Source organism: Martinezella multihospitum, assembly GCF_900094585.1.
Taxonomy (GTDB): Bacteria; Pseudomonadota; Alphaproteobacteria; order Rhizobiales; family Rhizobiaceae; genus Rhizobium; species Rhizobium multihospitium.
The window spans coordinates 128,961-140,882 of the sequence record NZ_FMAG01000006.1; the positions used below are offsets into that span (position 1 = coordinate 128,961).

The 11,922-nt window shown below is 58.8% G+C and carries 12 protein-coding genes; 9 read left to right on the forward strand and 3 right to left on the reverse strand.

Annotated features, from left to right (window positions below; genetic code table 11):
* Window positions 1–26 precede the first annotated feature (26 nt).
* Window positions 27–833 carry a DUF72 domain-containing protein gene (locus GA0061103_RS23395; RefSeq protein ID WP_092715876.1) on the forward strand — a complete coding sequence of 269 codons (807 nt, stop codon included), beginning with the start codon at window positions 27–29 and terminating at the stop codon, window positions 831–833.
* A gap of 2 nt (window positions 834–835) precedes the next feature.
* On the opposite strand, the gene GA0061103_RS23400 is transcribed toward GA0061103_RS23395, so the two are convergent.
* Window positions 836–2,311: an NAD(P)H-hydrate dehydratase gene (locus GA0061103_RS23400; protein WP_092715435.1), complete on the reverse strand. Its 1,476-nt coding sequence runs from the start codon at window positions 2,309–2,311 to the stop codon at window positions 836–838.
* 348 nt (window positions 2,312–2,659) lie between these two features.
* On the opposite strand from GA0061103_RS23400, the gene GA0061103_RS23405 reads away from it, so the two are divergent.
* The 3 genes from GA0061103_RS23405 (at window position 2,660) to hspQ (ending at window position 5,014) form a co-directional block, all read left to right on the forward strand.
* Window positions 2,660–2,998 (forward strand): P-II family nitrogen regulator, encoded by a 339-nt coding sequence (locus GA0061103_RS23405; RefSeq protein ID WP_015339877.1) that lies wholly within the window; start codon window positions 2,660–2,662, stop codon window positions 2,996–2,998.
* A 64-nt stretch (window positions 2,999–3,062) separates the two neighbouring features.
* A complete protein-coding gene (glnA, locus tag GA0061103_RS23410) occupies window positions 3,063–4,472 on the forward strand; it encodes a type I glutamate--ammonia ligase (protein WP_075852575.1) in 1,410 nt (469 codons plus the stop codon).
* Between the two features lie 212 nt (window positions 4,473–4,684).
* The gene (hspQ, locus tag GA0061103_RS23415) at window positions 4,685–5,014 is read left to right on the forward strand and encodes a heat shock protein HspQ (RefSeq protein WP_069612159.1); all 330 of its coding nucleotides are present in this window, start codon (window positions 4,685–4,687) and stop codon (window positions 5,012–5,014) included.
* 149 nt (window positions 5,015–5,163) lie between these two features.
* Here the strand turns inward: hspQ and GA0061103_RS23420 are convergent, their stop codons facing one another.
* Window positions 5,164–5,823: an invasion associated locus B family protein gene (locus tag GA0061103_RS23420; RefSeq protein ID WP_092715437.1), complete on the reverse strand. Its 660-nt coding sequence runs from the start codon at window positions 5,821–5,823 to the stop codon at window positions 5,164–5,166.
* A 264-nt stretch (window positions 5,824–6,087) separates the two neighbouring features.
* Between GA0061103_RS23420 and GA0061103_RS23425 the strand changes: the two genes are divergently transcribed.
* Window positions 6,088–7,896, forward strand: a complete 1,809-nt coding sequence (locus GA0061103_RS23425) for an extracellular solute-binding protein (RefSeq protein WP_092715439.1) — start codon at window positions 6,088–6,090, stop codon at window positions 7,894–7,896.
* Window positions 7,897–7,989: 93 nt separating this feature from the next.
* The gene (locus tag GA0061103_RS23430; protein WP_092715441.1) at window positions 7,990–8,661 is read left to right on the forward strand and encodes a DsbA family oxidoreductase; all 672 of its coding nucleotides are present in this window, start codon (window positions 7,990–7,992) and stop codon (window positions 8,659–8,661) included.
* An 80-nt stretch (window positions 8,662–8,741) separates the two neighbouring features.
* Here GA0061103_RS23430 and GA0061103_RS23435 read toward each other — a convergent pair whose 3' ends face one another.
* The gene (locus GA0061103_RS23435) at window positions 8,742–9,329 is read right to left on the reverse strand and encodes a TetR/AcrR family transcriptional regulator (protein ID WP_092715443.1); all 588 of its coding nucleotides are present in this window, start codon (window positions 9,327–9,329) and stop codon (window positions 8,742–8,744) included.
* 169 nt (window positions 9,330–9,498) lie between these two features.
* Between GA0061103_RS23435 and GA0061103_RS23440 the strand changes: the two genes are divergently transcribed.
* The 3 genes from GA0061103_RS23440 (at window position 9,499) to GA0061103_RS23450 (ending at window position 11,911) form a co-directional block, all read left to right on the forward strand.
* Window positions 9,499–9,921 (forward strand): RidA family protein, encoded by a 423-nt coding sequence (locus GA0061103_RS23440; protein ID WP_092715445.1) that lies wholly within the window; start codon window positions 9,499–9,501, stop codon window positions 9,919–9,921.
* Window positions 9,922–10,072: 151 nt separating this feature from the next.
* The gene (gene ubiA / locus GA0061103_RS23445; RefSeq protein WP_092715878.1) at window positions 10,073–10,987 is read left to right on the forward strand and encodes a 4-hydroxybenzoate octaprenyltransferase; all 915 of its coding nucleotides are present in this window, start codon (window positions 10,073–10,075) and stop codon (window positions 10,985–10,987) included.
* A 126-nt stretch (window positions 10,988–11,113) separates the two neighbouring features.
* Window positions 11,114–11,911 carry a class I SAM-dependent methyltransferase gene (locus tag GA0061103_RS23450; RefSeq protein WP_092715447.1) on the forward strand — a complete coding sequence of 266 codons (798 nt, stop codon included), beginning with the start codon at window positions 11,114–11,116 and terminating at the stop codon, window positions 11,909–11,911.
* The last annotated feature ends 11 nt before the right edge of the window (window positions 11,912–11,922 follow it).

Consider the following 11,922-nt stretch of genomic DNA (forward strand, 5'->3'; position numbering starts at 1 on the left):
CCGGCCGAATGGCCAAGGAGGAAAGAATGACCAAAGCGGGCGAAATCCGCACAGGCATAGGCGGCTGGACTTTCGAGCCCTGGCGCGGGACCTTCTATCCCGACACGCTGAAGCAGAAGGACGAACTCAATTACGCCAGCCGCCAGCTGAGGGTGATCGAGGTCAACGGCACCTATTACAGCACGCAGAAACCCGAGGTCTTTGCCAAGTGGGCCGCCGATGTGCCTGATGGATTCATTTTCTCCTTGAAGGCCACCCGCTTCGTCACCAATCGCCGGATTCTTGCCGAGGCCGGCGAATCCATGCAGAAATTTCTGGAATCTGGGATCAGCGAGCTCGGCGATCATCTCGGCCCGCTGCTCTGGCAGTTCGCGCCGACGAAGAAATTTGATTCCGACGATTTCGAGGCCTTCCTCAAGCTGCTGCCGGGGAAGCAGGACGGCCTTGCCTTGAAACACGTTGTCGAGGTCCGGCACGATTCCTTCAAGGTGCCGGAGTTCGTCGCGCTGCTCGAAAAATACAATGTCGCACCCGTTTGCGCCGAGCATTTCGACTATCCGATGATCGCCGATGTCACGGCCGATTTCGTCTATGCCCGCCTGCAGAAGGGATCGGACGATATCAAGACCTGTTATCCGCCGAAGGACCTGAAAGCCTGGGCGGATCGCCTGAAATCATGGGCCACAGGCAATGTGCCTGATGATCTGCCGCTGATCGACGCCAAGCGCAAGGTCAAGGCGGAACCGCGCGATGTCTTTGCTTTCATGATCCACGAAGGCAAGGTAAATGCACCGCCCGGCGCGATTGCATTGCAGGCGGAAGTCGCCAAGTAGCTTTAAAGCGGCTTGACGGCCGCCACGAGATCTTCGGCCGTCAGCCCCTTGCCGGCATGCTGGCCTGCCAGGCCATGCAGCCAGACGCCGGCAGCGGCCGCCTCGAAGGCCGGCGCCCCTTGCGCCATCAGGCCACCGACAATGCCGGCGAGCACATCGCCGGAGCCGGCGGTGGCAAGCCATGGCGGCGCGTTGGCATTGATCAGTGCCCTGCCGTCCGGAGCGGCGATCACGCTATCGGCACCCTTGTAGATGATGGCGGCATGGGCTCTGGCGGCCGCCGCCCTCGCCTTGTCAACCTTGCTCAAAGCGTCATCGGCGGCGATATCGGGGAAAAGACGACCAAACTCGCCTTCATGAGGCGTCAACACCAATCGCGTCGGCCCTTCGGCGAAAGCATCGAAAAGCTGTTGCGGATCGCCGCGAAACGAGGTGATGCCATCCGCATCGAGCACCAGATGTCGATCCGCGACCGCGAGGCAGAATTGCCTGGCCTTCTCGCCGACGCCGAAGCCAGGCCCGAGAACGAAGGTCGAGAGGCGCTGGTCAGCGAGCCATTCGCGCAACGAAGCTTCATCCGCGACAGCGTGCAGCATGATTGCGGTGAGCAAGCCGGCGTTGACACCAAGCGCTTCGGGCGGCGAGGCGATGGTGACTAGCCCAGCCCCAGCCTTCAGCCCGGCCATGGCCGACATGCGCGCGGCACCTGTCGCGTTCGGCCCGCCCGAGAAGACGACGAGATGGCCACGCTTGTATTTGTGCGTCTCGGTGCCTGCCGAGGGTATGGCGGCCAGCCATTGCGCCGGCGTGTTTTCGGCGAGCGCGCCGTCTGCATGGGCGCGTACGATACGTCCGGGAATGCCGATGTCGAAGACCTCCAGTTCGCCGCACAGGTCGCGACCCGGCAGGAGAAGATGCCCGGGCTTGCGTGTCATGAAGGTCACGGTGCGCTCGGCATGGAAGGCTGCACCAAGGGTCTGGCCGCTACGCCCATCGATTCCTGATGGCAGATCGACTGAAATCACGGAAACACCAGCTTCCGCGACGCGAGCGATCGTGGCAACCAACTCGTCCGGAATCGGCCGCGAGAGGCCCGCACCGAAGACCGCATCGATGACGACATCGCCGGCCTGTGGAACATAGCCGTCGATCGTCTCGCCCTCGATCGGGCAATCGGCAAAAGCGCAGGCCGCATCGCCCTTGAGTCGCCGGGGGTCGCCAAGATGGAAAAGCCGCACTTCGGCGCCGGCCTCTTTCAGCGCGCGGGCCGCGACATAGCCATCGCCGCCATTGTTGCCCGGTCCGCAGAGAACGGCATATCGGGTGGCTCCGGGAAAGTGCCGGAGCGCGGATGCGGCAACCGCCTGCCCTGCCTTCCCCATAAGCCCATAGGAATCGATGCCGGATGCGGCCGCAGCGCGGTCGACGGCAGCCATGGCGTCGGGAGTGAGAAGCAGATCGGCGAGCGGCAACATCATGGCGGATATTATAGATGCGAAATCTGCCTCAAAAACAACCGCTATTGCGGCCGCCATTTTGGTCGATAAATATGCATTTGCATAATAATTAAACAATAACATTCAAAGTCTTGCCGAAGCACAAACCTACCGCGCATGGCTCTTTTTTGCGAATTTTTGCTTATCCCACGCATTTCCGCGCGAAATCGCTTCCATTTTTCCGAAAAATCCTCATCAATTCATCGTCTCGGTGCGAATTCGCCGAGATTTTTTACAGCGGTTCGTCCTCAGTTGGCATGATACGTGCATCACGTTGGCCGAGCGGGGAGTAGTCCTGCTGTATCAGGAGAAGCGGAGAGACATTTTCTCATGAAAAAGATCGAAGCGATCATTAAGCCCTTCAAGCTCGACGAAGTGAAGGAAGCCCTTCAGGAAGTCGGCCTGCAGGGTATCACCGTCACGGAAGCGAAGGGCTTCGGTCGTCAGAAGGGCCACACGGAGCTTTACCGTGGCGCCGAATACGTCGTCGACTTCCTGCCGAAGGTGAAGGTCGAAGTTGTATTGGCGGACGAAAATGCGGAAGCAGTGATCGAGGCCATCCGCAAGGCTGCGCAAACAGGCCGTATCGGCGACGGAAAGATTTTCGTTTCCAACGTGGAAGAAGTCATTCGAATCCGCACCGGCGAAACGGGCATCGACGCCATTTAATCCGCCCGGCCTATTCTCGGCCGCGGCTCGTTTAATCGTCATCTAAGTCAAGGGAAGTAATTTAATGACGACCGCAAGCGAAATTTTGAAACAAATCAAGGACAACGACGTCAAGTTCGTCGATCTGCGCTTTACGGATCCGAAGGGCAAGCTCCAGCACCTCACCATGGATATCGTCTGTGTCGACGAAGACATGTTCGCCGATGGCGTCATGTTCGACGGCTCTTCGATTGCCGGTTGGAAGGCCATCAACGAATCCGACATGGTGCTGATGCCCGATCCGGATACGGTCCACATGGACCCGTTCTTCGCGCAGTCCACCATGGTCATCCTCTGCGACATCCTCGATCCGGTGTCCGGCGAAGCCTATAACCGCGATCCGCGCGGCACCGCCAAGAAGGCCGAAGCCTATCTGAAGGCCTCCGGCATCGGCGACACCGCCTTTTTCGGCCCGGAAGCCGAATTCTTCGTCTTCGACGACGTCAAGTACAAGGCTGATCCATACAATACGGGCTTCAAGCTCGACTCCAGCGAACTGCCGTCCAACGACGACACCGACTACGAAACGGGCAACCTCGGCCACCGTCCGCGCGTCAAGGGCGGCTACTTCCCGGTCCCGCCGATCGATAGCTGCCAGGACATGCGCTCCGAGATGCTGACGGTTCTCACCGAAATGGGCGTCGTCGTCGAAAAGCATCACCATGAAGTCGCAGCTGCCCAGCACGAACTCGGCATCAAGTTCGACACGCTGGTGCGCAACGCCGACAAGATGCAGATCTACAAGTATGTCGTGCACCAGGTCGCCAACGCCTACGGCAAGACGGCAACCTTCATGCCGAAGCCGATCTTCGGCGACAATGGCTCGGGCATGCACGTTCACCAGTCGATCTGGAAGGGCGGCAAGCCGACCTTCGCCGGCGACGAATATGCAGGCCTCTCCGAGAGCTGCCTCTACTACATCGGCGGCATCATCAAGCATGCCAAGGCGATCAACGCCTTCACCAACCCCTCGACGAACTCCTACAAGCGTCTCGTCCCGGGTTATGAAGCTCCGGTTCTGCTCGCTTACTCGGCCCGCAACCGTTCCGCCTCCTGCCGCATTCCGTTCGGCTCCAACCCGAAGGCAAAGCGCGTCGAAGTCCGCTTCCCTGACCCGACCGCCAACCCCTATCTCGGCTTCGCAGCCATGCTGATGGCCGGCCTCGACGGCATCAAGAACAAGATCCATCCGGGCAAGGCCATGGACAAGGACCTCTACGACCTGCCGCCGAAGGAGCTGAAGAAGATCCCGACGGTTTGCGGCTCGCTGCGCGAAGCGCTGGAAAGCCTGGACAAGGACCGCAAGTTCCTGACCGCCGGCGGCGTCTTCGACGACGACCAGATCGATGCTTTCATCGAACTGAAGATGCAGGAAGTCATGCGCTTCGAAATGACCCCGCATCCGGTCGAATACGACATGTACTATTCGGTCTGATATCGAATACGAAAGCCCCGGCTTGCCGGGGCTTTCTTCATTTCATGATGAGGAAGCCGGTGGCAGGCGTCCCTCCAGATAGCGCTTCACATTGAATCGACGCTCCAAGTAGATCGGAGCCGAATGTGACAGTTCAATGAAGGAATGGGGGCAAAAATCCTTGATATCAGTGGTGAAAGTCACCACATGGTTAGTTGAAAGGAAGTCGTGCCATGAAACAACGAAACGCAAAATTCAATATTGGCGACGTGGTTCGACACCGGATGTTCCCCTTCCGTGGTGTCATCTTCGATGTCGATCCGGAATTCGCAAATACAGAGGAATGGTGGAATTCCATTCCCGCAGAAGTGCGTCCCGACAAGGACCAGCCCTTCTATCATCTTCTCGCCGAAAACGACGAGACGGAATATGTCGCATACGTGTCGGAACAGAACCTCATCAACGATGAGAGCGGCGTTCCCCTGCGCAATCCGCAGGTCGCTCAGATTTTCGACCAGGCCCCGACCGGGCAGCTCAAGCCCAAGATGAGCTTTGCCCACTAAGCGACGGTAGAATATATCCTATTTCAAAGGGAAGGCGCTCCCAACGCCTTCCCTTTTTGTTTGGCCAATGCATCGCATGTTGCGATCAGGGCAAAGAAAAAGCCCGGATCACTCCGGGCTTTTCCTCATGAAACGAAACGATCGTCAGCTTACTGCTGCTTGGCAGCCTTCTGCGCATCTTCGAGCTTCTTGCGTGCTTCCTCGGCCTTCTTCTGCATGCTGTCCTGCAGGCTCTTCTGGCTTTCGGCAAGCTTGCTGTCGGAGATCGCCGGGCCGTCATAAGCCGCGCCGAAGCCGGTCAGCGAGATCTTGATCGGGTTCGGAGCACGGCGGAAGTTGACCGAGGTGAAGGTGACGTCGGTGCCCTTCTTCAGCGAGGCGATCATCGCGTCCGTCACGGGGACTTCCGCGGTGCACTTGTCCGGAAGGCAAACGGCGTAGTCGAGCTTCTGGCCCTTGCCGCCATCGACCTGCATGGTGATGCCGGGCGGGATCAGGCGAGCGGTCGGAACCGAGATCTGCAGGATCTTGCGGTTGACCTTGCCATCGACGGAGATGAGGCCGACAGCCGTCACGAGCTGGCCGTTGTTAGCCATGATCAGGTTCTGCACGATGCAGATATCGGCATCGTCCTGCTTGGTGCAGGTCTTGTACCAGCCAAGACGCGGCTGGTTGGGATCACCACCGCCATCGGCAGGAGCCGCGTTGGACGCATCCTGGGCGAAAGCAGCTGCCGGCATGGCTGCGCCGATCATGAGAGCCAGAGCAGAGAGACCTGCCCGCATTTTGTTGTCAGTCTTGAACATCATAGCGAAACCGCCTCCTGAAATCCGCTTCGGAACGACAGCGTGCCGTCCCATGCAATTCGGGTCAAACCGTCGTCCACCTGTCGAATGAATAAGGCAAATACATGACCCGAGAAACCCGGCACCCCTGTTACATCGCACTGGCACGGATATCCAGCTTTTCTTTGGTCTTTTCTGCCAAGTCCTAAGATTTCCGCAGTCGCGTGTTGAATTCGGCACGCTCATGATAATGTTCGGCCGAATCGTACCCTTCCCGGAAAGGATGCCATGCAAGCGCTCCGGATCGCTGCCTTCCTGCTCTTCGCAACCTTGTGCAATGCTGCCGCGGCTCAGCCGCTTTATGGCATCGCCATGCACGGAGATCCGGCGCTGCCGGCAGACTTCAAGCATTTCCCCTACGTCAATCCGGATGTCAAAAAGGGCGGCCGCGTCAGCTATGGCGTCGTCGGCACTTTCGACAACCTCAATCCCTTCATTCTGAAAAGCATGCGCACGACCGCACGCGGCATGTGGGACCCGGAATTCGGCAACCTCGTCTACGAGTCGCTCATGCAGCGCTCGAGCGACGAGCCTTTCACGCTTTATGGACTGCTGGCACAGACGGTCGAATGGGACGACAATCGCAGCTTTATCCAGTTCAACATCAATCCGAAGGCCAGATGGTCGGATGGGCAGCCGGTGACACCGGAAGATGTGATCTTCACCTTCCAGCTTCTGCGCGACAAGGGTCGCCCCAACCTTTCATCTCCGTTGAAAGGGGTCGGCAAGATGGAGAAGGTCGGCGAGCATGGTGTACTGATCCACTTCAACGAGACGGCGAATCGCGAGACGCCGCTGATCATCTCCATGCTGCCTATCTTGCCGAAACACGCGATCGATCTTGATAATTTCGATCGCACCACGCTTAGCATCCCCATCGGCTCCGGCCCATATCGCGTCAAGAGCGTAGATCCCGGTCAGCGAATCGTCTTCGAGCGAAATCCCGACTATTGGGGCAAAGACATCCCGACGAAGGTCGGCGTCGATAATTACGATCAGATCATCGTCAACTACTTCCTGCAGGATACGACCGTGTTCGAATCCTTCAAGAAGGGCGATATCGATATCTATCAGGATGGTAGCCCCGCCCATTGGCAGCAGGCCTATGATTTTCCGGCCGTAAGCTCCGGCGTGGTCGTCAAGGAGACGTTTAGACCAAAACTGCCGAGTGGCATGCTGGGCTTCGTCTTCAATACGCGCCGGCCGATCTTTGCCGACAAGAATGTGCGCAAGGGTCTGGCGCTTGCCTTTGACTTCGAATGGTTCAACCGCAGCCTTGCCTCCAGCGCCTATACACGCACAGAGAGCTACTGGCAGAACTCCGATCTCTCCTCCTTCGGCGTGCCCGCCGACGCCAACGAGCTTTCCATGCTCGGCCCGATCAAGGACCATGTCGACGCAGACGTGCTCGACGGCACCTACAAGCTTCCGGTCAGTGATGGCTCCGGCCGCGACCGAAAGATCCTGCGCAAGGCCGTCAATTTCCTCAAGCAGGGCGGCTACACGATCAAGGGCGAGCGCATGGTCGACAGCGCCGGCCGCCAGCTCAGTTTCGAGATCATGACGCAGAATGCGGATCAGGAGCGCGTCGCCATTGCCTATCGCCGTTCGTTGGCGCTGCTTGGCATTGCCGTCACGATACGCACGGTTGACGATTCGCAATATCAGCTTCGGACGGGGAACTACGATTACGACATGATCCTGAAGGCCTATCCCTCCTCACTATCTCCCGGCACGGAGCAGCTTGGACGATGGGGATCGGCCGCCGCCAGGGTGCCGGGCAGCTTCAATTACGCCGGTGTTGCGGATCCTGACGTTGATGCGTTGATGGGACATTTCCTGACTGCCCATTCGGCCGAAGACTTCCGCGACGCGGTGCGCTCCTTCGATCGCATTCTGATATCAGGCTATTACATGGTGCCGCTCTATCATATCGGCCAGCAGTGGATAGCACGGCGCAGCCGCATCGATCACCCCGGAGTTTTGCCGCTCTATGGCTACTATTTGCCCGCGTGGTGGGATGCCTCGGCGCAATAGCGCCGCAATGGTTCCCTTTCAGTAACCGGTTGAAGCCATCGGCGCAAAGGCCTAGATGGAGGGGAACAGCCCGAAAACCGAAAGGATGAAACCATGGAACGCATCACGATCGACATCGTCTCGGACGTCGTCTGCCCATGGTGCTATCTCGGCAAGGCCCGCCTGGAGCTGGCGATTGCCGAGGTGCAGGACGAAGTGGGCGTCGACCTCAACTGGCGGCCTTATCGGCTCAATCCCGACTATCCGCCAGAGGGTGTCGACCAAAAGAAGGCGCTTGAGCAAAAGCTCGGCGGTGCAGAACGCGTCGCGCAGGGCCACAAGATGCTGACCGAGCTCGGCCGCGAGGTGGGCATCAAGTTCGATTTCGACGCCATCAAGATCGGCCCGAACACGCTCGACGCCCATCGCCTCATCCATTGGTCCGTCACCGAAAGCCGTGAAAAGCAGGACAAGGTGGTGGATGCCCTCTTCAAGGCGAATTTCGAACAAGGTCGCAATGTCGGCGATCACGCCGTGCTGCTCGACATTGCCGAAGAAGCCGGGCTCGACCGTTCGGTCATATCAACCCTGCTTGCCTCCGACGCCGACCGCGACCTCATCATCGGCGAAATCGACGCCGCCCAGAAGATCGGCGTCAACGGCGTGCCTTTCTTCATCTTCGACCAGCAATATGCCGTCAGCGGTGCCCAGACGCCGGATGTGCTCGCTGAAGCATTGCGAGACATCGCCAAGATGAAAGCGGAAGCGCGCGCCGGAATGAACTAAGCGGGATTCTGCTTTTCGATCATGGCGGCAAGGGCTTCCGCGAGCCGCCGATCGCAGAAGCAGCCGAGCCATAACCGGCATCAGGTCTTTGCCAGCAGTCCCGAAGCCATCGCGCGGAAGGCCTCTATCGCCTTGGGCAACACTTCTGCCGGATTATCGCTGGCGGCAACCCAAAGGGCAGCATTCAGCGCTGCGCCGGAAATGAGCCGGGCTGCCGCCTCGGCATCGACCGGCTTGACCACCTGTTGTTCCAGAAGCTTTGACACCGTCTGCCGGGTTCCCGTGAGGCAGCTATTCTGGCTAGGCCATTTCGAGGGATCGCCGAGCACCGCTGGGCCATCGAGCAGGACGATGCGTTGGACCTCGGGATCAAGCGCCATCTCGATATAGGCCTCGCCTTCCGCGAGCAGGCCTTGCCAGTCGCCGCCCGCCTGTGCACCGATTTCCTTCGCCCGCAGCGCCATCTCATTGTCGATCTGATCGACGACGGCGGCGAGCAATCCGCGCTTGTCTCCGAAATTATGATAGAGCGCGCCCCTCGTCAGGCCGACATCCGCCGTCAACTCGTCCATCGACGCTGCAGCGAATCCTTTTTCGGCGAAGGCTTTGCGTGCGGCAGCAATCAGCTTGTTCCGATTCTCTTCCATCGTTTCCAGGCGCTTTGCCATATCACCCTCAAATTTCACATACGCTTCGTATTTGAAATATTGACATACGCAGCGCATATGAATATCTCACATACATGCCGTATATCAAATAAGGCAGCGCTTTGGAATGGCCGCACAAGCTTGCGCCCCTCCGATCTTTTCACGTCAACACGAATGAGAGGCGAATATAATGACGACCAGGAATGCAATTTTCCCGAAGAACAGACATGCGCTTTATGAGGAGCACGGCTATTCCGCCGCGATCCGCTCCGGCGATCTGCTGTTCGTCTCCGGCCAAGTCGGCAGCCGTACGGATGGGAGCCCGGAGCCGGATTTCGAAAAGCAGGTCCAGCTCGCCTTCGACAATCTGAGAGCAACCCTGGAAGCCGCAGGCTGCACTTTCGACGACATCATCGATGTCACCACCTTTCACACCGATCCGGAGCAGCAGTTCGGCGCTATCATGACCGTGAAGAACCGGATCTTCACCGAAAAGCCCTATCCGAACTGGACGGCGATCGGCGTCAACTGGCTAGCGGGCTTCGATTTCGAAATCAAGGTCATCGCGCGCATTCCTGATTCTGGGGAGATGCGTGAGCCGCAGGCGGCTTGAGAGTATGGTCAGATTTCGGCCCGCGACAGCAAATGGCCGTCGCGGGTCGGAGGCGGCCCCTAAGGCTAATTGGCGCAGCCGCGCTTCCAGCCGTTGCGAGATGTGCAGAAGTCGCTATTTTTCTTCGTCGATGAAACTGCGGATTTCGATGATGAACGTTTCCACCCGTCCCGATCTAAGCGATATAAAACTGGGAGACTGGGTGGATCGCCGTTTGCCCCCGGCATTGCGGCCCTACACGCGGCTCGCACGGCTGGATCGGCCGGTTGGCATTTGGCTGACGCTTTTTCCTTGCTGGGCAGCGCTCATTCAAGCCTCACATGGTTTTCCGGATCTCAGACAGCTGGCCATTTTCTCGCTAGGCGCGTTGCTGATGAGAAGCGCGGGTTCTACCGTCAATGACATTGCCGACCGGAAATTCGACGGCCACGTGGAACGGACCCGTTTTCGGCCTTTGGCGAGCGGCCAGATCGGCGTGTCAGAAGCAGTCATGTTTCTGCTGGCAGAGCTCGCGCTGGCTGCCTCGCTGCTGTTCTTCCTGGCGCCCCTTACGCGCCTTGTCGCTATCTGTGTTTTGCCTCTGGTCTTCGTCTATCCGCTCTGCAAGCGCTTTACATATTGGCCCCAGGCTGTGCTCGGCGCGGCGTTCAACTGGGGTATGCTGATGGCCTGGTCGGAGATCACAGGCGCGACCCCCGCCGGTGCGTTTCTGATGTGGCTCGGCGCCATCGCCTGGCAGATCGGATACGATACGGTTTACGCCTATGTTGACGTCCGCGACGATACGCGACTGGGCTTGAAATCGACCGCCATCCTGTTCGGCTCGCGCGGCAAGGCATGTATCGGCCTCTTCTACGCCATGGCCGTCGCAGCATGGTCCGTTGGTGGGTGGCTGGCGGGCATGTCGTTGCCCTATGCCGCCGGAATGCTTGTCATTGCCGTACATCTCGGCTGGCAGACCTGGCGCCTCGATCTTTCACGCCCCGAGATCAATTACCGACTGTTTCTGGCGAATATTCTTACAGGTATGTTGTTGGCCGCGGCGGCCTTTGCTGGAACGCTGTAAGCGAACCAACCATAAAGAGAGTTGGCCTTCGATATTTTTCCATTACGGGTTAGCATCCCAAGCAGCCAATAGCGGAAGACAGGCGAAAACTGGCATTCCCCAATCCAGATCGAAAGGCATCCGGGCATGTCGTCGATAAACTCCGTCAACGAAAAGCAATATGCGGACAGCAAGAAGCTCGCCGCACGCGCACGCCTCAACAGCGAATATATGATTGCCGAAATCGGCTGGTTTCCATGGGTGGCGCGGCAGCTTCCGTTGAAATCCGGCGATCGCATTCTTGATATCGGCTGCGGCCCCGGCTGGTTCTGGGCGGCAACGGCGGCGTCACTGCCGGAAAATCTCGACCTGACTCTTGCCGATCTTTCTCCGGGCATGGTTCAGGAAGCCATCGAGCGATGCAAGACATTGCCGCTTGGCAGCCTCGCCGGCGAGCGCGCCGATGCTGCTTCGCTGCCCTTTACGGACGGCTCCTTCGATGGTGTCATTGCGATGCATATGTTCTATCACCTGCCGGACCCGTTCAAGGCCATCGCGGAAATGCATCGTGTACTCAAACCCGGTGGCTTCCTTGCCGTGACGACGAATGGTGCCGGCAACATGCGCAAGATATACGAGCTGACCACCGTATTCGGCAGCCCGCCTTACGACCCTGCCGGCGCGGCCTTCGGCTATGATACCGCCGAGCGACTGATGCAGACCCAGTTTGGAAATGTCAGGATGACCGAACATCCGGCCCGCCTGCGCGTGACGGAGCCGGAAGACGTGTACCTCGCCCTCACTTCCTATCCTCCCGGCGACGGGGCCGACGAGGCGCAGCTTGCCGAATTTCGCAAGACGATCGCCGAAGCGTTCGAGGCTGGCAACGGCGTGCTTGAGACCGAGAAGGAAACAGGGCTATTCATTAGCCGCGAGGAGAGCTGAGAGTTCGCCCC